The following is a 19,024-nucleotide window of genomic DNA, read 5'->3' on the forward strand; positions in this document are numbered from 1 at the left end:
CGGGCTCGACTGAAAAGCCGCCCAACGGTATGCACGTGCCACAAACAACAATACAATGAGACACGGAAAAAAAGTTAACCATTTAGGCCGTACCGACAGTCACCGTAAGGCGATGTTGAGTAACATGGCTACTTCACTGATACTGCACAAGCGTATCACTACTACATTGGCAAAAGCAAAAGCGCTGCGCGTTTATGTTGAGCCCCTGATCACTAAATCAAAATCAGACACTACCCACTCACGCCGTACTGTATTTAGCTACCTGCAGGATAAAGATGCAACCAGCATCCTGTTCCGCGAAATAGCTGAAAAAGTAGCAAGCCGTCCGGGTGGTTATACCCGTATCATCAAAATGGAAAACCGTTTAGGTGATAACGCGGAAATGGCCATGATTGAATTGGTAGATTACAACACAGTTTACACTAAGGATGGTGGCGCTGCAGTTGCTAAAAAATCAACCCGCCGTCGTGGTGGTAAAGGCAAAGCTACCGAAGCCGCTCCTGCTGCTGAAGTTAAAGCCGAACTAGTTGCTGAAGTTAAGGAAGAAACAGTAGCAACACCAGTTGCTGAAACCCCTGTTGCAGAAAAAGCTGCACCGGCTGTTGAAGAAACTCCTGAAGCACCAGCTGCTAACGAAGAAAACGCTGAAAAAGGAGAATAATTAATTCTGCTTTAAGCATAAAGAAAACGCCCTGTTCTATTTGAGCAGGGCGTTTTTGTTTACAAAGCTTTGTGTGTATTGTGAAACTTATTAATCGCTTAACATTCAATTGATATGTTACCTGTTCCTTTGCCGGTGAGTAATTCTTTAATTTAATGAACGTTTAGTTAGTTTGGGACCGGCGCTTAATTTATTAGGCGCCGGTTTTTTGTTGGATGGATTTTTCCATAATAATATACTCAAAACCATTTTTGCTGAACCTCCCGCCCGTTTGGGTAAATCCTGCTTGAGCATAAAAGCCGGTAGCCGTGGTACGCGCGTTGCACCATAGGCGGGTAGCGCCCTTATTGGCAGCCTCATCGGTTATATATTGGAGTAGTTGTTTGCCGATCCCCATTTTTTGGACCGTTGGATCAATAGCGAATTTGCGGAACTGGAAATCACTACCCTGGTGAAAAAGCGAAACCACACCCACCAGTTTCCCCTCATAAAATGCCCCGAAATGGGTGCCGTGTTCATCTTCGGGCATGCCCATATCATGTTTGTATTCGCCTGGATAAAGTACATCACGGCGCAGCTGCCAGGTAAGTTCGGGGGTAATTTGCTCTATATCTGCAATCGCCATGTCAGGAATTAGTTAAATAACACTGCAAAAATGTTAAATGTAAAACCAATATGCAATTAAGCAGGTTGTTAGTATGTAACTTGTTGCCATGAAAGCGAAATATTTTGTCCTTGTTATCCTGCTATTTGCCATAAGGCCGCTGTATGCGCAAACTTTAAAAGGATCGGTTATCGAATCGGGGAGTACGGAGCGTATCTCTAATGTTTTTATCAGGGATATCAATAGTAAATCAGTTACGCTAACCGACAAAAAAGGGAACTTTGTAATTGCAACCCAACCGGGGCATACCTTAATATTTTCGTCGCCGGGATATGTATCCGATACGTTATATATAACAGATATGGATCCAAAACGGGTTAAATTGTTGGTACAGGGTATTACTTTGAACCAGGTAAATATATCATCAAACCGGCTGCCTTTTAACCCACGGGTTGAATATGCCGATGTTTACCGCAAAAGCAAGGTGTATGTCATGTCACCCAGTACCTGGTTCAGCCGCGAGGGTAAAAATGCACGTCGATTAAAACGTTATTTCGCCCGGGAAGAGCAGGAACGCCATATCGATTCGGTATTCAGTCGTGTATATGTAAGCAGCCTGGTTCCGTTGCGTGGCCGCGATCTGGAAGACTTTATGACACTCTACCGCCCAACCTATGCTTATGTAATGAATAATAACGGCCCCTCGCTGGCCGTGTATATAAACGATTCGTATAAAAAATGGAGGGCCTTGCCGCCTGAAAAAAGGAAGGTACAGGAGTTGACGCCGTAAATAAAAAAGTTGTCATTGCGAGGAGCGAAGGGTGAGGCTATGAGATGGGGCGACGTGGCAATCCCATAGGTAGGTACTCACTGTTTGTCCTATGGGATTGCCGCGCTATCGCTCGCAATGACAACTAGTAAAACGTTATTACTACTCCCCCAGTAACCCCATATCATCCTTCAAATTCACTCCTGATAGTTTCCTTCTGAAGGCTTCCTGTGTTAAATGGCCGATCTTAATGGCCGCCTGCTTAAAAGGCAAGCCTCCGGGGCGGATATTAGAAACGCAATTGCGTGCATCATCTGTTAAGCCGGGCTGTGGATTATAAGTAATATATGCCCCGATACTATCGGCACTGCTCAGGCCCGGGCGTTCGCCAATAAGGATGATACTTAATTTTACTTTTAACCCGGCGCCAATATCGTCGGCTATAGCTACGCGGCCCTGTTCAACCAGGCATATGGGCGCTATAGTTAGTCCCTGGTTTTGTATTAAGGGGATCAGTTCCTGTAACAGCGGCAGGCTATGGGCATTTATTCCGCTCGCAGATAACCCATCGGCAATAATAATAGCTATATCTGCAGGATACTCCCCAAAGGCAGGCAGTTGTTCAACGGATACCGGATGCAGCCGTCGCCCCAGATCAGGCCGCTGCAAGTATTGGGCGCGGTGTGTAGCCATACTTTTAAGCTGTAGAACAACCAGGTTAAATGATTGCAGTTGTTGTTCAATCGTATCCAGGGCCAACTCAGCATAAACCGCGTCGCGGGCATGGGCGTGGGCCATGTTCAGGTCGAGCGTTTGTTTGGTGGGTACACTGCAACCTGTGCGGCCCAAAGCAATCCGCGCCTGCGTAAACTGTTTCAAGGGCGACCATGGATCATCATCCACACCAAAATTCTGCCGGGTTATTTTATCCATAGCTGATCGATTTTTTGCCAGATCTGCGATTGGCTGCCAGCAACAGGAATTCCATTAGTATCGGTTATTCCTTGTTTAATCAGCCAGGCCTCAAACTCAGGCGCGGGCTTTAAACCCAGAGTTTGCCGCAGGTATAAAGCATCATGAAAAGAGGCCGATTGGTAGTTCAGCATGATATCATCCGCACCGGGCACACAGATAATAAAATTGCAGCCGGCCACACCCAGCAGGGTCATCAGGCTATCCATATCATCCTGGTCGGCTTCCGCGTGATTGGTATAGCAGGCATCAACACCCATGGGTAAACCCATCAGTTTTCCGCAAAAATGATCTTCCAGCGCGGCACGGATAATTTGTTTGCCATCGTACAAATATTCGGGACCAATAAAACCTACTACCGTGTTTACCAGCAGGGGTTTAAACTTACGGGCAACAGCGTAAGCCCGGGCCTCGCAGGTTTGCTGATCGACCCCATGATGCGCGTTTGCTGATAACGAACTCCCCTGGCCGGTTTCAAAATACATGACGTTGTTGCCTACTGTGCCTCGGTTTAAGGATAGCGTGGCTTGGTAAGCCTCATCTATCAAGGCTAAATTGATCCCAAAACTGCTGTTGGTTTTTTCGGTTCCCCCGATAGATTGGAAACAGAGATCAACCGGCGCGCCGCGGTTCACTAAATCAAGCGTAGTAGTGATATGGCTCAATACACAGGATTGCGTGGGGATGTCAAACTGCTGGCGGATGTTGTCTATCAATACCAAAATATTGGCGATAGCGGCGGCATTATCGGTAGCCGGATTAACACCTATCACGGCATCCCCGCTGCCGTAAAGCAAGCCATCAATCATAGACGCAGCTATGCCTTTCGGGTCGTCCGTTGGGTGGTTGGGTTGCAGCCGGGTAGCCAGATGTCCCCTTAAACCAATGGTGTTGTTGAATTTGGTGACCACTTCCCGCTTTTTAGCCACGGTGATGAGATCCTGGTTACGCATGAGCTTGGACACGGCCGCCAACATTTCGGGGGTGAAGCCGGGGGTTATTTTTTCAAGCGTTGATGTATCGGCTTTTTCACTCAATAACCAATCGCGCAATTCCCCAACCGTAAAATGGCTGATGGGGTAAAAGGCGGTATAGTTATGATCGTCAATGATCAGGCGGGTAACTTCATCCTCTTCGTAAGGGATAACAGCTTCATTCAGAAAGTTTTTCAGCGGCACATCGGCCAGCGCCATTTGGGCGGCCACGCGTTCCTCGGCGCTATCAGCACAAACGCCTGCAAGGGCATCGCCGCTGCGGCAGGGGGTAGCTTTGGCCAGCAGGTCCTTCAGGCTGGCAAACCTGTAAGTATGATGCTTAACCGAATGCTGATAGGCCATAACAATTACGCTAAGGTTTCTAATAAAAGATCGTCGGTAATAGGCTGTTTATGCTTGCCGGTTATGATATAAGCCAGTGCAATTAACAGCAGACCGCCAAAAAACGCCGCGCTAAGCCAAAAGTTATAATAGATAATGGCGACCATACAAACTACTGTAAGTAGTAGCGCAATTGCCGGGAAAGCAGGGTAAAACGGGGATACAAATGGCCGCACCATATCCGGCTGTTTTTTGCGTAAGATAAACAGGCTGATCATGCTCATCAGATACATCATCAAGGCCCCCAAAACCGATAGGATAATGATCTGATCGGTTCTTTGTAAAATGATCAGAACGGCAAAGCCTACCAAACTGCCTGTAATAGTGGCCCAATGTGGTGTTTTAAAACGGGCATTTATTCCCGCTAAAAATTTAGGCAGATACCCGCTTCGCGCGATAGCGAAGATCTGCCGCGAGTAAGCCAGTATCGTCCCATGAAAGGAAGCGATTAAACCGAACAGACCAATACCGGTAAACAGCTGTGTCCAGCCGCTGCTTTTGCCCAATACAATGCCAATGGCTTCGGGCAGGGGATAATCGATATTGGATAGTTTATGCCAGTCGGTAATGCCACCGGTAAGGATGCTTACGCCTAAAGCTAAAAATACTAAGGTGGCTAATCCGGCTATATATCCTTTCGGAATATCACGTTTGGGGTCCTTCACCTCTTCGGCAGTCATGGCTACGCCCTCAATGGCCAGGTAAAACCAAACGGCAAAAGGTAGCCCGGCAAAAATACCTTTCCAGCCGAAAGGCATACCATCGTTTAGGAAGTTGGCGCTTTTATAGTGGGGCGCAATAATGCCCATAAACAGCAGTAATTCGGCAATAGCCAAAATAGTAATGACCACCGAAAACACCGCCGATTCCTTTACACCCACAATATTCAGGATAGTGAAAACCAAATAAAAAGCCAGCGCTACCCCAAGCACCGGCAAGTCCGGATACAGGAAATGCAGATAACTCCCCAGGCTGGACGCGATAGCCGGCGTAGCCAGCACAAAATCTATTACGGTGGCATAACCGGCAATCAGGCCGCCAATTGGGCCCATGGCTTTGTAGGCATAGGCAAAAGCCCCGCCGGCGTGGGGGATGGACGTAGTTAGCTCTGTATAGCTAAAAATGAAAGTGATATATAGGAGGGTGACTGCTATAGTAGCGATGAGGAAACCTACCGTACCGGCTGCCTGCCAGCCATAGTTCCAGCCAAAATATTCGCCCGATATCACCAGCGCTACGGCTATGGCCCACAGGTGGATGGGTTTTAATACTTTTTTTAGCTGGGTAGTGTTGGCCGTCATTTCTTCAGCGGTAAATGTTGCCTTTAAGATACTTAGAAGCGCTGATTAATCCTTGATTTTTTTTGTAATATTGAGTAAATGAATTTGGAATATATCAATTAGATAGTCTAAATGTTCCATAGGAACATCTGGTTGGTAGAAAAAAGAAATCCCGCCCTTTTTTCGTTCCGTAGGAACGATTGGTGCTCGTAAATTGCAATTACAAAATATGCCAAATAGCTACACACAAGTCCACATTCAATTTGTATTTGCTGTGAAATATCGTACAGCACTTATCGATAAGCAATGGAAAGAAGCCCTGCATCAATTCATTGCCGGAATTTTCCGGGAAAACAATCACAAAGTGCTTCAAATAAATAGCATGCCCGACCATATCCATATTTTTATTGGGATGAGGCCGCATCAATCCATGTCATCATTAATACAAAATGTAAAAACAGAAAGTAGCAAATGGGTGAAAACACAGGGCTTGTCTGTTAAATCGTTTGCTTGGCAGGAGGGGTATGGTGCGTTTTCCTATTCAAAAAGCCAGGTGAATGATGTTGTCCGTTATATTGCAAACCAGGAGCGACACCACCAAAAGGAAACGTTTTTAGATGAATATCGAAAATTCTTAAGATTATTTGAGGTTGAATGGGATGAGCAATACATATTTAAAGAGTTAGAATAGCCGAACACCAGGCGTTCCTAAGGGAACGCGCAATTATAAATAATGTATGCATGCTACCAACCAGATGTTCCTATGGAACATTAGAAAGAACGTAAGTGAACCAGCTATAAGCCAAATGGTCTTGAGGCGGTTAGATTATCGTACAAGTGCATTTTTTTAAGTAACGAATTTATACCTAAATTCGTTATATCTTTAATCAAATAAACCATTATGCATCGCCGTCAGTTCATTAACACCAGTTTATTATCAGCGGGCGCGCTGGCACTGTTTAACAAAAGCAGTTTTGCCAGTTTATTGTCCCAGCAAGCCTACCAGTTTAAGTCCCTGCGTAATAACATGGGCATATTTACCGAGCAGGGCGGCACCATTGCCTGGCTATCAAATAAGGATGGCATTGTGGTAGTTGATGCCGAATTTCCCGCCCCGGCAAGTCACGTAATTGCCGAGCTGCAAAAGCAATCGGATAAACCTTTCCAGTGGCTGATCAATACACATCACCATGGCGATCATACATCGGGCAATATCTCTTTTAAAGGGATCGTGAAAAATGTAGCTGCACATGCTAATTCATTAGCCAACCAAAAGGATGTGGCGGTTAAAGCCAATAGTGAAGATAAACAGCTTTACCCGGATACCACCTTTACCGATCAATGGAAAATGAAGGTGGGCGACGAACGGATCCACGCCTATTACTGGGGGCCGGGACACACCAACGGCGATGCCATGATCCATTTTGAGAACGCTAATATTGTGCACACCGGCGACCTGGTGTTTAACCGCCGCTACCCGGTGGTAGATCCCGCGCATGGCGCTTCCATCAAAAACTGGTCGGTTGTATTGGGTAAGGCGCAAAAACAATTTAATAAGGATACCCTGTTTGTGTTCGGCCATGCTTTCGATCCGCAAAAGGTAACCGGAACTATGGACGATCTGAAGGCCATGCAAAACTATATGGACCGCCTGATTGATTTTGTAAGCGCCCAGATAAAAGCCGGCAAAACCAAAGATGAAGTTGCCGCGGCTACCGCCATCCCCGGTGTAACCGATTGGCAGGGAAATGGTATTAAAGCAAGTTTGAATGCCGCTTTTGATGAATTGAGCAAAGGATAATCGCGTTAAAAAGAATAATAAGAGGTTATAAATCATCGATATGTCATTAAATAAAAATACATTGACATATTTCGATATATCTATTTACATTTGAATCGGAAAAGGAAATAGTTGTGGACTTAAAAAAATTTGAGCGTATATCCAAGGCGCTGAGCGACCCCAACCGGGTATGCATACTGCAGGAGATCAAGAAAAAGAATAACTGCTTGTACTGTACAGAGATACATGATTTTGTTACACTGGCACAGCCGTCTATCTCTCACCACGTGAAGCAGTTAACAGATGCCGATCTGATCATTCCTGAAAAGGAGGGACGTAACCTTAAATATACGCTGAACGAGGAAGTGCTGAACGAGTACATCGACTACCTTAATAAACTAAAAGGTTAAAATTGTTGATATTATTCTCAGTCTGCCGATCAGAAATAATATATCGAAATATTCAAATTAATAAATATATGAAAAATCAATTACTTCGCTTAATCACTGTGGCACCAGGTTGCGGCATGGTTAACATTGCCTGTTAGGAGCAATCCATTAATTCCTTATCAATTACATATCGAAACATTTAAATAAATGAATAAATGAAAACTCAACATAATCTTAAAAATACCCTGTTAATTTTAACCATACCCGCCTTGCTGTTTGCACTGGCCGGGTGTAATACCGAAGCCAAAAATCCGCCAGCGGAACAAAAAGCAGCTGCCGCGCCGGTAGGCGTTCCGGTTGATGCTATCATACTGAAATCGGAAACCATTAAAGACGAAATGGAAGCCACCGGTACCCTGATAGCCAACCAGGCGGTAGACATTGTAAGCGAATTGAACCGCAAGGTGATCCGTGTGAATGTAAAAGAAGGCAGCGTAGTAGGTACTGGCGCTTTATTATTCCAGTTAGACGATGCCGATCTGCAAGCACAATTAGAACAATTGATCCAGCAGCAAAAACTGGCTAAACTGAACGAGCAGCGCCTGAAAGACCTGATCGAGCATCAGGCCGTTATTCAGCAGGATTACGATCAAACCTTTACCAACCTGAAGGTGATTGACGCGCAGGTACAACAATTAAGGGTGATGATAGCAAAAACCCGCATCCGCGCGCCATTTAGCGGCCGCATCGGTATCATCAACGTTTATCCCGGCTCATTTGTAACCCCGCAAACGGTAATGACCAACCTGGTTGATTATACCCGCCTAAAGCTGGACTTTAGCGTGCCCGAAAAATACGCGGCCATTTTGCACGAAGGCAGCAAGGTTGATTTCACGGTGGAATCGAACGAGAAAACCTATAGCGCCATCGTACAGGCACATGAAAGCAAGCTGGATCAAAACACCCGCACGCTGCTGATCAGGGCCATCAGCGCTAATCCTAAAGAGGAGATCCTGCCGGGCCAGAGTGCACGGCTGAAGATCGCTTTAAACTCGGCCGCTAACTCGCTGATGGTACCTTCGCAGGCGCTGATGCCATCGTCGCAAGGCTATACCGTATACGCGGTTAAAAACAATAAAGCTGTCATGATCCCGGTGCAAACCGGTCAGCGTACCGACCGTAATGTGCAGGTATTAAGCGGCTTAACAGCAGGCGATACCCTGATCACCAGTAACTTAATGCGCCTTTCACCCGGCGCGGCTGTACAACTGGCCACTATTAATTCAACTCAAAACTAATTATCATCATGAGTGCTATATCACAAATGAGTATATCCCGGCCGGTGCTGGCAGGAGTAATGTCAGTTTTACTGATCCTCTTCGGCATCGTCGGTTATACCTTCCTGGGTACCAGGGAGTACCCCGTTACCGACTCGCCGATAGTAACCATCACTACGGTTTATCCGGGAGCCAGCGCGGATATCATCGCGTCGCAGGTAACCAAACCATTAGAAGAAGCCATTGCCGAAGCAAACGGCATCCGCGCCATATCATCCGTATCACGCGAGCAAGTGAGTGTGATTACCGTAGAGTTTAACCTGAGCACCGATCTGGAAGCCGCCGCTAATGATGTGCGCGATAAAGTTTCCAAATCGCGCCAGCAATTGCCTACAGATATTGAACCTACTATTGTAGAAAAATCGGGTCCGCCGGATATCCTGGTGTTCCTTACCGTAAAAAGTAAAACCAAAAGCCTGGAAGATGTAACCGACTTTGTGAACATCAACATTAAAGAAAGCCTGCAATCTATCCCCGGCGTGCGTTTGGTAGATAGTTATGCCGGCCGCAAGCGCTCCATGCGTTTAAGGATGGATCCGGTTAAAATGGCATCGTACGGCTTAACCCCATCCGATATCCAGGACGCCCTGCAACGTGAGAACGTGGATTTGCCCAGCGGACGTATTGAAGGACAGAACAGCGAAGTTACCCTGCGTACACAAGGCCGTTTGGTAACCGAGCAGGATTTTAACAACATGATCCTGAGCCAAAAGGACGGCGCTATTGTGCGTTTCCGCGATATTGGTACGGCAGTAATGTCGTCGCAAAACGAGCGTACCGCTATGATAGAGTTTGACGGCAAAAGCGCCAGCTACGGCGTAGGTACAGGTGTACAGCCCCAACGCGGCGCCAACTCGCTGGCTATTGTAGAGGAATTTAAGAAGAAGTTTGAAGAGATCAAGAAAAGCGCACCTAAAGAATATGATATTGCTTTGGGTAAAGACTTTACCGTTCCTGTGCGTAATTCCCTGTCGGAAGTAAAGGAAACGCTACTCGTCGCATTTGGGCTGGTGGCATTGATCATCTTTATCTTTTTACGCGATTGGCGCAGTACCATTATCCCGCTGGTTGCTATCCCGGTATCTATTATCTCGGCCTTCTTTATTATGTATATCGCCGGGTTCTCTATCAACGTACTTACCCTGTTGGGCCTGGTATTAGCCATAGGCCTGGTGGTGGATGATGCCATTGTGGTGCTGGAAAACATCTACAGCAAGGTAGAAAAAGGCATGTCGCCTATCGAGGCCGCCCGTAAGGGTTCGGACGAGATCTACTTCGCCGTTATATCAACCACGGTTACGCTGGCCGCAGTGTTCCTGCCTATTTTATTCCTTGGCGGGATAACCGGTCGCCTGTTCCGCGAGTTTGCCATTGTGGTATCGGGTTCAGTACTCATCTCGGCCTTTGTGGCGCTAACCTTATCGCCTATGATGAGCGCCTATCTGTTGAAAGCAGGATCGGCACATAGCTGGCTGTACCGCAAAACCGAACCATGGTTTATAGCTATGAACAACGGTTACGGTAAGTCATTAGCCCTGTTTTTGAAATACCGGTGGACAGGTTTCGCCCTGCTGATCGCATCGTTTGGGATCGCTTACCTGATCCTACCCAAATTGCCGTCAGAACTGGCCCCGCTGGAAGACAGGTCGATGATCGGTTTAGCGGTTATCGCGCCCGAAGGTACATCTTACGAAAGTATGGAAAACACCATGAAGCAGGTAGGTAACTTTGTAAACGACTCGGTACCTGATTTGAACGGCGGCCGTACCTATTCGGGTATCGCGGCATCGGTAGGTACGCTGGCGCAGCCGGTTAACGGCGGTTTCCAGTGGATCTTTTTAAAGGACCCTAAAGATCGCTCCAGCAAACTGAGCCAGATGCAGGTATACCAAAAGCTGGTTGCCGCTACGCAGAAGTTCCGCAATGTGATCATTATCCCGATACAGATCCCAACTATTGGTGGTTTTGCAACAACGCAGCCGGTTCAATATGTAATTAAGGCGCCCGATTTGCAACAGCTGATCAACGTGATGCCTAAAATTATGGGCGCAGTTTATACTAATCCTAAACTGACTTTCCAGGACCCCGACTTTAAAGTGAACCGCCCGGAGATCAGCATATCGATAGACCGCCAGCGTGCCGCCCAGTTGGGCATATCCACACAGGAAATAGGTAAAACCCTGCAACTGGCGCTCTCAGGCCGCCGTTATGGTTACTTTATTTTTAACGACAGGCAATATGAAGTAATTGGCCAGTTAGACCGGAAAGAAAGGGCAGCCCCTTACGATCTGCGCTCACTATTCCTGAAAGCAGGTACCGGGCAAATGGTATCGTTAGATAACCTGGTGAATTTGAAGGAGGGGATTAGTCCGCCGGCTATTTACCGGTACAATCAATCATACGCTGTAACTATTAATGCTACTCCGGCTGCAGGCGTAAGCCTGGGCGAAGCCATTAAGGAAATGGATAAGATAGCCGCAAAAGAGCTGCCTAAAGGTTTCACCACCGCGCTGGCCGGCCAAAGCCGCGATTTTAGCGAAAGCAGTTCGAGTTTGATATACGCGTTTGTATTTGCCATTGTGCTGATCTATCTGGTACTGGCAGCGCAGTTTGAAAGTTTGGTAGATCCGTTCATCATCCTGTTAACCGTGCCGATGGCCGTTACCGGGGCGGCGCTGAGTTTGTGGATCACCGGGCAAACCGTAAATATTTTTAGCGAGATAGGTATTATCATGCTCATCGGTCTGATCACCAAAAACGGGATCCTGATCGTTGAATTTGCCAACCAGAATAAAGAGGAAGGCCAATCTATTATGGATGCGGTGCGTAATGCCTCTATCTCCCGTTTCCGCCCGATATTGATGACTACGCTGGCCATGATATTTGGTACCCTGCCTATCGCCGTTTCAACAGGCAGCAGGCAATCTTTAGGTATTGTGGTAGTAGGCGGGTTAATCTTTGCCGGTATCCTTACCCTTTATGTTATCCCGGCTGTATACAGCTTCTTTAGCAGGTCTGTGCGCCATAAGGCAGCAGATCAGCATCCCGGAGTTGCAGCAGCTTCACCAGTTCAGTTAAAAGAATATGAAGAATCAATTTAATGCACACCTGCTTGCGTGGGTAGTGATACTAATATTTGCTTTGGCCGTGTCCAAAGCGCATGCCCAGTCCCGTGTGGACCTCAGCATGAACGATGCCGTAAAATTAGCCGGCACACATAACCGCGAGTTAAAAAGCGACTCGCTGAACATTGGCAGGGCGCAACAGCAAACGGTGATATCCCGCGCCTTGTTGTTACCTAATATTGCCATTACCGGGCAGTACCAGCGCTACTTTCAAAAGCCTGTATTTTTTGGGCTGGGCGGTGCGCCAACTACATCGGGCGGTATACCTTACAGCCGCTTTGGCGGTGACGACCAGGTAGGGGCGCAGGTAGGTTTAACACAATCATTATATAACCCATCGGCAACAGCCGGTTTGCGCCAGTCTAAACTGTACGAAAAGCAGGCGGGCTTGCTTTACCGCGATAAGGAAGCCGACGTAACCGCTACCGTTAAACAGGTTTACCTACGGATGCTGGTGCTGGCCAAAAGGCTGCAATTGCAAAAGGAAAGTATTACCCGTAACAAAAAAGCGCTGGAAGATTCGCGCTCGCTGCTGGCACAGGGTAAGGCCCTGCGTGTGGATACCCTGCGGGCTTTTACCAACCTGAAAAATCTGGAACCGGATATTTCGCGGCTCACCTACGCTATTGAAGTAAGCCGCCAGCAGTTAAAAGTTTTGCTTGCGCTGGATGAGAAAACGGAACTTAATTTAACCGATAGCTTATCTTACCACACCGGCGACGTATTGCCGGATGAAGCAGGCCTGTACAACGAAGCGTTGGCCCAACGCCCCGACTTAAAGGCGCTGGAGCTTAATAAAACCATCAGCCAAAGCCAGGTTGATATAGCCAAAGCCGGTAAGCTGCCTGTATTAAACTTTATCAGCCAATACCAGTTGCAAAGCCAGGCCAATGGTTTTAAATGGGGCAGCAGCAGCTGGCCGCCGGTATCATTCGCGGGTTTGCAGTTTGCCATCCCAATCTTCTCGGGCAATAGCAACAAAGCCAAAGTGGCCCGGGCTAAGATAGAGGTAGAACAATCTACCGTAAACTTTACCAATGCGCAGGAGCAATTGCGGGTAAATGTAAAACAGGTAATAGCTAATTTAGCCGAGACCACTCAACGGATCCAGGTACAAGCCAAGGTATCAGAAACAGCAGCGTTAAGCTACAGCATTACCCAATACCGGTACGAAAGGGGAGTAGCATCGCGCCTGGAATTGCTGGACGCCGAACTGGGGTTAACCACCGCTAAATCCAATTATTTAGAGGCCGTGTACGATTACCAATCAGCAAAAATTGATTTAGAGCGTGTACTGGCCAGCAAAAATTAATATAAACTGCCTATAGATCTCCTCTTGAGGGAGCTACAGCGTATGCACAATTGTAAGTAATCCATATCTCCTAAAAGGGGTATGGATTACTTATTATAAAGCGACCCCTTCTTCAAAATAAGCCAGGCGCATGAAGTTTAATACTTCGTCGTTCAGGTCATCTATCAAGTTCATCCTAAAATGGTGGTTAAATTGGTTCTGCCCCGGCACCTGCGCCATTTTGGTGAAACAAAGGTTATCGGGATATTCCTTTTTAAAGGGGAACACCACGTGGATAAAGTTTTTACCCAATTGTGTTACCCAGGCAATACGCTTATGGCTGTTAGATATGCCGATCATGGTTTTAGTAGGCTCTACCGTGATATGGCCTATCTCCTGAAATTGGGAAATAAAATGATGGAACAAAGCTAAAGTGTGTTCACTTCTGCCTGATAGAAATTGGGACAAATGGAGTTCTTCGCCGGGTGTCAATGGTATTGTATTTGGATGAATTTGTTAACAATCAATATAATAACATATTTGCGTCATTGTAGCAACTAATGCTTAATTTTCTTTAATGCTAAAGCCTCCTTAAAACCATTATTATAATCTTCGATGGTTTTTGCTTTAATAGTTGCCCACTGTTCTTTCGGCAAGCTTAACGATTCATTTTTATGATCGGGGTTTAGGGCCGAGTCAAAAACTCCCATTCCTTCCATATTGATCCACCGTTGATCATAATTTTCATTATTGTTTTTAACAAAATCTATCACTCGTGTTATAATTCGTTCTAATGTATCTAAATGTTCAAATGCGTATTGGTTAATTGGGGGGCCAATCATTTGATTATACCGTGCAGCCGATGCAGTTTTATCGGCGCAGCGATTCACATCATACCGAGCTCTTAATTGTGCAACATAAAACCAAAACATCCCCTTTTCTTTTTGGTTATCACTAAACAGCACCGACGACATAATATACAACACTGACGGTGTGAAATTATTAGCTGCGGCTTCAATCGAGTCAATTAAAGTTGCTTTCTGTTTGTTTTGGGGATCGGTAATTCTACTTATCACCAGTAATTCCCTGCTTAAGTTAATTTGTTTATAGTTGCCCGTGGGCTCTACAATATGCTGAGTTCCAATTTGTGCTTTTGCCGTTAGTACACAACAGAAACAAATGATGGGTATGATCAATTTCATGAAAAGGTTTGTTTAATTTATTTATCTACAAAATGAAGATAGATAAATGTCCATTAAAAATACACATCTTGATTTTATTTCGCGCTGTGCACATCCGGGCGTCCACGCCCGGGTGTTATGTTAATGTAAGCGTCCGCGCTTACATTATTATTAATGAGTTACGTGAGCGTAGACGCTCACAATAAGATAATTCAGGCGTGGACGCCTGAATTTGCGAAAGCAGTCAAGCATAGTCTGGGATCCTTCGCTATCGCTCAGGATGACGGTGTGGGGGAAAGATAACTGCACACAAAAGAGCCGCCCCTTAACAGGAGCGGCTTGTGTAATTTGCAAAGGCCTTTAACCTTTCAGCTTTAACCTTAATTAGCCATTTGCGCACGGATAATATTCAGCGCGCCGCCGGCTTTAAACCATTCTATTTGCTGTGCATTATAGGTATGGTTAACCGGGAAGCTATCGGTAGTACCATCGGCATGGTGCAGGGTAACACCTAACTGTTTGCCCGGGGCAAATGTAGTTAAGCCGGTAATGTCGATTGTATCATCTTCCTGAATTTTATCGTAATCGGCGGTATCGTTAAACGTGATAGCCAGCATACCTTGTTTCTTCAGGTTGGTTTCGTGGATACGGGCAAACGATTTTACCAGTATGGCACGTACACCAAGGTGACGGGGCTCCATAGCCGCGTGCTCGCGCGATGAGCCTTCGCCGTAGTTTTCGTCGCCTACTACAACTGTGCCTATGCCATGCGCCTTATAATCGCGCTGAGTGGCCGGTACAGGGCCGTACTCGCCGGTTAGTTCGTTCTTCACGCTATCGGCGGTATTGTTAAAGTAGTTGATGGCGCCAATCAGCATGTTGTTACTGATATTATCCAGGTGGCCACGGAATTTCAACCACGGGCCGGCCATAGAAATATGGTCGGTAGTACATTTACCTTTAGCCTTGATCAGCAGTTTCAGGCCGCTCAGGTCGGTACCTTCCCATGCCTTAAACGGATCAAGCAATTGCAAACGTGCCGATTTAGGGTCAACAATCACACTCACTACGCTACCGTCTTCGGCAGGTGCCTGGTAACCGGCATCCTCCACAGCAAAACCTTTTACCGGCAGTTCTATACCCAGCGGCTCTTCCAGTTTAACACGCTCACCGGCCTCGTTGGTCAGGTAATCGGTCAGCGGGTTAAAGGTTAAATCACCTGCAATCGCGAAAGCGGTCACAATCTCCGGCGAAGCCACAAACGCGTGGGTATTAGGGTTACCGTCCTGGCGTTTAGCAAAGTTACGGTTAAACGAAGTAATGATAGAGTTTTTACGGGTAGGATCGTCGGTATGACGGGCCCACTGACCGATACACGGACCGCAAGCATTAGCCAATACCACGCCGCCAATTTTCTCGAAGGTATCTAAATAACCATCGCGCTCAACGGTATAACGTACCAGTTCCGAACCCGGGGTAACGGTATACTCGGCTTTGGCCTTCAGGTTTTTATTGATAGCCTGTGTGGCGATAGATGCCGCACGGGTAATATCCTCGTAAGATGAGTTGGTGCACGAACCGATCAAGCCAACTTCCAGTTTTGCAGGCCAGCCATTTTCTTTAACAGCGGCAGCAAACTTGCTGATAGGCCAGGCCAAATCCGGGGTGAACGGACCGTTTACATGCGGCTCCAGTTCGCTCAGGTTAATTTCAATTACCTGGTCAAAATATAACTGGGGGTTAGCGTAAACTTCAGGGTCGCCGGTTAAGTGCTCGGCAACGGCATCGGCTAACTCGGCAATTTCGGCACGTTTGGTGCCTTTCAGGTAATCGGCAATTTTGCTATCGTAACCAAATACCGATGTGGTAGCGCCAATTTCGGCGCCCATGTTACAGATAGTACCTTTACCAGTGGCCGACAGCGATTGCGCACCTTCGCCAAAATATTCAACAATAGCGCCTGTACCACCTTTAACGGTTAGGATACCGGCCACTTTCAAAATAACGTCTTTAGCTGATGTCCATCCCGATAATTTACCGGTTAGCTTAACACCAATCAGTTTAGGGAATTTTAGCTCCCATGGCAGGCCGGCCATTACGTCGCAAGCGTCGGCACCGCCAACACCAATGGCTATCATGCCTAAACCACCCGCATTAGGGGTATGCGAGTCGGTACCGATCATCATACCGCCCGGGAAAGCGTAATTTTCTAACACTACCTGGTGAATGATACCTGCACCGGCTTTCCAGAAACCGATACCATATTTATCAGATACCGAGGCCAGGAAATCGTAAACTTCTTTATTAATATCCACAGCGGTATGCAAATCCTCAACAGCGCCAATTTTAGCCTGTATCAGGTGATCGCAATGCACGGTTGAAGGTACAGCTACCTGCGGGCGGCCTGCCTGCATAAACTGCAGCAGGGCCATCTGGGCGGTAGCATCCTGCATAGCCACACGGTCGGGTGCAAAATCCACATAATCTACGCCACGGCCATAAGCTGTTTTAGCATCGCCTTCGGAAAGGTGGGCGTATAAAATTTTCTCGGTTAAAGTAAGTGGTTTACCGGTAGCGGTACGGGCAGCCTCAATACGGGTGCTGTAACGGTTGTAAACCTTTTTGATCATATCTAAATCAAAAGCCATCTTTCTTGTTGAATTTAGTGAAAAGAAATAGCTGCGGCGGGGTTTAAAGCTGCCTACAGCCCTAAGGTGGCGAAGCTACAAAATTTACAAAGAATTTTGTAACGGATAGCAGGGTAAATCTTATTTGGATATATTCTAAATAAGTGATTAGTTAATTGGTGATTATAGATTAGGTGTTAGCAACTTTGGGCGTTGCCTCCGGCCCGGGCTTTCCGCTGCAAGTCCTCGCCAGGCCCTCTCACAAGCCAACCGGCTCCGGGCTTTACGCTGCTATCCCTAACGCTGGCTATCGCCCGCCGGTTTTTACATACATATACACAATAGCCACAACCACTAAAATAGCCAGCACCACCAAACCGGTAATGCCCATTTTTTTGTTTTTGTCCTGGCGGATCAACCAAACCAGAAATACAACCAGCGGCAGTACAAACACTACCCAAAATATTAATGATGGAAAACTCATATATAGCCCCCTAACCCCCTAAAGGGGGAATGATTGTTAAAATATTTAATTTTTCAAAGTTAGCATTAATACAGATATTCTCACTCCCCCTTTAGGGGGCCGGGGGGCTTGCATTAGAAAGGGTATCTTGCCAGCGGGGCTATTTCCTGGCCAACAAATTCGCCTTTCAGGTATTTATAGTAACCTGCAATGGCAATCATGGCGGCGTTATCGGTACAGTATTCAAATTTGGGTATAAAGGCGTTCCAGCCTTGTTGGGCAGCCAGTTGCTGCAAGCCCTCCCTTAAACCGGTATTGGCCGATACACCGCCGGCCAGGGCGATATCCTTAATCCCGTATTCAGTAGCCGCGCGTTTTAACTTATTCAGCAAAATGGTAACCACCCGGTATTCTACCGAAGCGCAGATATCGGCCATATTCTCCTGCAAAAAATCAGGATTGGTTTTTACATTATCACGGATGAAATACATGATGGATGTTTTCAATCCGCTAAAGCTAAAATCAAACCCGGGGATCTGCGGCTCGGGGAATTTATAGGCATCGCGGTTACCCAGGCGCGCGTATTTATCAATTAACGGGCCGCCGGGGTAGGGCAGTCCCAGCACTTTACTGGTTTTATCCAGTGCTTCGCCGGCGGCATCGTCGGTGGTTTGGCCAATGATCTCCATATCAAAATAGTCCTTCACCAAAACTATTTGCGTATGCCCGCCCGATACCGTGAGGCACAGGAAGGGGAATTGCGGTTTAGGTTCGCCTATAAAATGTGCCAATACGTGGCCCTGCATGTGGTTTACCTCTATCAGCGGCTTACCCAGCGCCAGCGCGAACGATTTGGCAAAGGATACCCCAACCAGTAAACTGCCTAAAAGACCGGGCCCGCGTGTAAAAGCTACCGCATCAATATCATTTTTGTTTACTTTTGCGTTAAATATGGCTTGTTGAACGGCGGGAATGATATTTTGCTGGTGCACGCGCGAGGCCAGTTCGGGCACAACGCCCCCATAAGCCTCGTGAATGGTTTGATTGGCAATCACATTGCTCAATATCTTACCATCAACGCAAATAGACGCGGATGTTTCATCGCAGGATGATTCTATTCCTAATATTACAGGCACGTATACAATTTTTGAATGAATGAATTATTGAAT

General features: G+C 46.7%; 17 protein-coding genes. 8 read left to right on the top strand and 9 right to left on the bottom strand.

Going from position 1 to position 19,024, the window contains the following annotated elements; all coding sequences use genetic code 11:
• Positions 1-55: 55 nt before the first annotated feature.
• A complete protein-coding gene (gene rplQ / locus AC07M6_RS15970; RefSeq protein WP_494891084.1) occupies positions 56-661 on the top strand; it encodes a 50S ribosomal protein L17 in 606 nt (201 codons plus the stop codon).
• A gap of 193 nt (positions 662-854) precedes the next feature.
• Here rplQ and AC07M6_RS15975 read toward each other — a convergent pair whose 3' ends face one another.
• On the bottom strand, positions 855-1,286 hold the full coding sequence (locus AC07M6_RS15975) for a GNAT family N-acetyltransferase (protein WP_494891086.1): 432 nt from the start codon (positions 1,284-1,286) through the stop codon (positions 855-857).
• 88 nt (positions 1,287-1,374) lie between these two features.
• Here AC07M6_RS15975 and AC07M6_RS15980 point away from each other — a divergent pair, with 88 nt between their 5' ends.
• Positions 1,375-2,055 carry a peptidase associated/transthyretin-like domain-containing protein gene (locus AC07M6_RS15980; RefSeq protein ID WP_494891087.1) on the top strand — a complete coding sequence of 227 codons (681 nt, stop codon included), beginning with the start codon at positions 1,375-1,377 and terminating at the stop codon, positions 2,053-2,055.
• Positions 2,056-2,196: 141 nt separating this feature from the next.
• On the opposite strand, the gene eutC is transcribed toward AC07M6_RS15980, so the two are convergent.
• Genes eutC through eat form a run of 3 tightly spaced genes read right to left on the bottom strand, consistent with a single transcriptional unit; the run spans position 2,197 to position 5,683 of the window.
• Entirely contained in the window at positions 2,197-2,967 is a 771-nt protein-coding gene (gene eutC / locus AC07M6_RS15985) for an ethanolamine ammonia-lyase subunit EutC (protein WP_494891088.1), read from the bottom strand.
• Positions 2,955-4,343 (bottom strand): ethanolamine ammonia-lyase subunit EutB, encoded by a 1,389-nt coding sequence (locus AC07M6_RS15990; protein ID WP_494891089.1) that lies wholly within the window; start codon positions 4,341-4,343, stop codon positions 2,955-2,957. Before AC07M6_RS15990 ends, eutC begins: the two co-directional genes overlap by 13 nt.
• A gap of 5 nt (positions 4,344-4,348) precedes the next feature.
• Positions 4,349-5,683 carry an ethanolamine permease gene (gene eat, locus AC07M6_RS15995; protein ID WP_494891091.1) on the bottom strand — a complete coding sequence of 445 codons (1,335 nt, stop codon included), beginning with the start codon at positions 5,681-5,683 and terminating at the stop codon, positions 4,349-4,351.
• A 208-nt stretch (positions 5,684-5,891) separates the two neighbouring features.
• Between eat and tnpA the strand changes: the two genes are divergently transcribed.
• The 6 genes from tnpA to AC07M6_RS16025 all read left to right on the top strand — a co-directional run bounded on the left by tnpA (position 5,892) and on the right by AC07M6_RS16025 (position 13,605).
• Positions 5,892-6,353, top strand: coding sequence for an IS200/IS605 family transposase (gene tnpA / locus AC07M6_RS16000; protein WP_494891092.1), 462 nt, complete (start codon positions 5,892-5,894; stop codon positions 6,351-6,353).
• Positions 6,354-6,563: 210 nt separating this feature from the next.
• Positions 6,564-7,463, top strand: a complete 900-nt coding sequence (locus AC07M6_RS16005; RefSeq protein WP_494891094.1) for an MBL fold metallo-hydrolase — start codon at positions 6,564-6,566, stop codon at positions 7,461-7,463.
• A 113-nt stretch (positions 7,464-7,576) separates the two neighbouring features.
• On the top strand, positions 7,577-7,852 hold the full coding sequence (locus AC07M6_RS16010; protein WP_494891096.1) for an ArsR/SmtB family transcription factor: 276 nt from the start codon (positions 7,577-7,579) through the stop codon (positions 7,850-7,852).
• A 194-nt stretch (positions 7,853-8,046) separates the two neighbouring features.
• Entirely contained in the window at positions 8,047-9,129 is a 1,083-nt protein-coding gene (locus AC07M6_RS16015) for an efflux RND transporter periplasmic adaptor subunit (protein WP_494891098.1), read from the top strand.
• Positions 9,130-9,137: 8 nt separating this feature from the next.
• Positions 9,138-12,269: an efflux RND transporter permease subunit gene (locus AC07M6_RS16020; protein WP_494891100.1), complete on the top strand. Its 3,132-nt coding sequence runs from the start codon at positions 9,138-9,140 to the stop codon at positions 12,267-12,269.
• Complete coding sequence (locus AC07M6_RS16025; RefSeq protein ID WP_494891102.1) at positions 12,253-13,605, top strand: TolC family protein; 1,353 nt, start codon at positions 12,253-12,255, stop codon at positions 13,603-13,605. The genes AC07M6_RS16020 and AC07M6_RS16025 overlap by 17 nt, the downstream gene beginning before the upstream one ends.
• A gap of 93 nt (positions 13,606-13,698) precedes the next feature.
• Here the strand turns inward: AC07M6_RS16025 and AC07M6_RS16030 are convergent, their stop codons facing one another.
• The 5 genes from AC07M6_RS16030 to tsaD form a co-directional block, all read right to left on the bottom strand.
• Positions 13,699-14,076, bottom strand: a complete 378-nt coding sequence (locus AC07M6_RS16030) for a DUF5655 domain-containing protein (protein ID WP_494891104.1) — start codon at positions 14,074-14,076, stop codon at positions 13,699-13,701.
• A gap of 65 nt (positions 14,077-14,141) precedes the next feature.
• Positions 14,142-14,786: a hypothetical protein gene (locus tag AC07M6_RS16035; protein WP_494891106.1), complete on the bottom strand. Its 645-nt coding sequence runs from the start codon at positions 14,784-14,786 to the stop codon at positions 14,142-14,144.
• Between the two features lie 359 nt (positions 14,787-15,145).
• On the bottom strand, positions 15,146-17,413 hold the full coding sequence (locus tag AC07M6_RS16040; RefSeq protein WP_494891108.1) for an aconitate hydratase: 2,268 nt from the start codon (positions 17,411-17,413) through the stop codon (positions 15,146-15,148).
• Positions 17,414-17,699: 286 nt separating this feature from the next.
• Positions 17,700-17,876: a hypothetical protein gene (locus tag AC07M6_RS16045; RefSeq protein WP_494891110.1), complete on the bottom strand. Its 177-nt coding sequence runs from the start codon at positions 17,874-17,876 to the stop codon at positions 17,700-17,702.
• A gap of 113 nt (positions 17,877-17,989) precedes the next feature.
• On the bottom strand, positions 17,990-18,991 hold the full coding sequence (tsaD, locus tag AC07M6_RS16050) for a tRNA (adenosine(37)-N6)-threonylcarbamoyltransferase complex transferase subunit TsaD (RefSeq protein WP_494891112.1): 1,002 nt from the start codon (positions 18,989-18,991) through the stop codon (positions 17,990-17,992).
• Positions 18,992-19,024 lie beyond the last annotated feature (33 nt).

It is taken from the genome of Mucilaginibacter sp. GW821-FHT07H05, from assembly GCF_059418485.1.

Coding starts and splice junctions, on each gene's coding strand:
- rplQ (WP_494891084.1), top strand. CDS start 56: ATGAGACACGGAAAAAAAGTTAACCATTTAGGCCGTACCGACAGTCAC.
- AC07M6_RS15975 (WP_494891086.1), bottom strand. CDS start 1,286: ATGGCGATTGCAGATATAGAGCAAATTACCCCCGAACTTACCTGGCAG.
- AC07M6_RS15980 (WP_494891087.1), top strand. CDS start 1,375: ATGAAAGCGAAATATTTTGTCCTTGTTATCCTGCTATTTGCCATAAGG.
- eutC (WP_494891088.1), bottom strand. CDS start 2,967: ATGGATAAAATAACCCGGCAGAATTTTGGTGTGGATGATGATCCATGG.
- AC07M6_RS15990 (WP_494891089.1), bottom strand. CDS start 4,343: ATGGCCTATCAGCATTCGGTTAAGCATCATACTTACAGGTTTGCCAGC.
- eat (WP_494891091.1), bottom strand. CDS start 5,683: ATGACGGCCAACACTACCCAGCTAAAAAAAGTATTAAAACCCATCCAC.
- tnpA (WP_494891092.1), top strand. CDS start 5,892: ATGCCAAATAGCTACACACAAGTCCACATTCAATTTGTATTTGCTGTG.
- AC07M6_RS16005 (WP_494891094.1), top strand. CDS start 6,564: ATGCATCGCCGTCAGTTCATTAACACCAGTTTATTATCAGCGGGCGCG.
- AC07M6_RS16015 (WP_494891098.1), top strand. CDS start 8,047: ATGAAAACTCAACATAATCTTAAAAATACCCTGTTAATTTTAACCATA.
- AC07M6_RS16020 (WP_494891100.1), top strand. CDS start 9,138: ATGAGTGCTATATCACAAATGAGTATATCCCGGCCGGTGCTGGCAGGA.
- AC07M6_RS16025 (WP_494891102.1), top strand. CDS start 12,253: ATGAAGAATCAATTTAATGCACACCTGCTTGCGTGGGTAGTGATACTA.
- AC07M6_RS16035 (WP_494891106.1), bottom strand. CDS start 14,786: ATGAAATTGATCATACCCATCATTTGTTTCTGTTGTGTACTAACGGCA.
- AC07M6_RS16040 (WP_494891108.1), bottom strand. CDS start 17,413: ATGGCTTTTGATTTAGATATGATCAAAAAGGTTTACAACCGTTACAGC.
- AC07M6_RS16045 (WP_494891110.1), bottom strand. CDS start 17,876: ATGAGTTTTCCATCATTAATATTTTGGGTAGTGTTTGTACTGCCGCTG.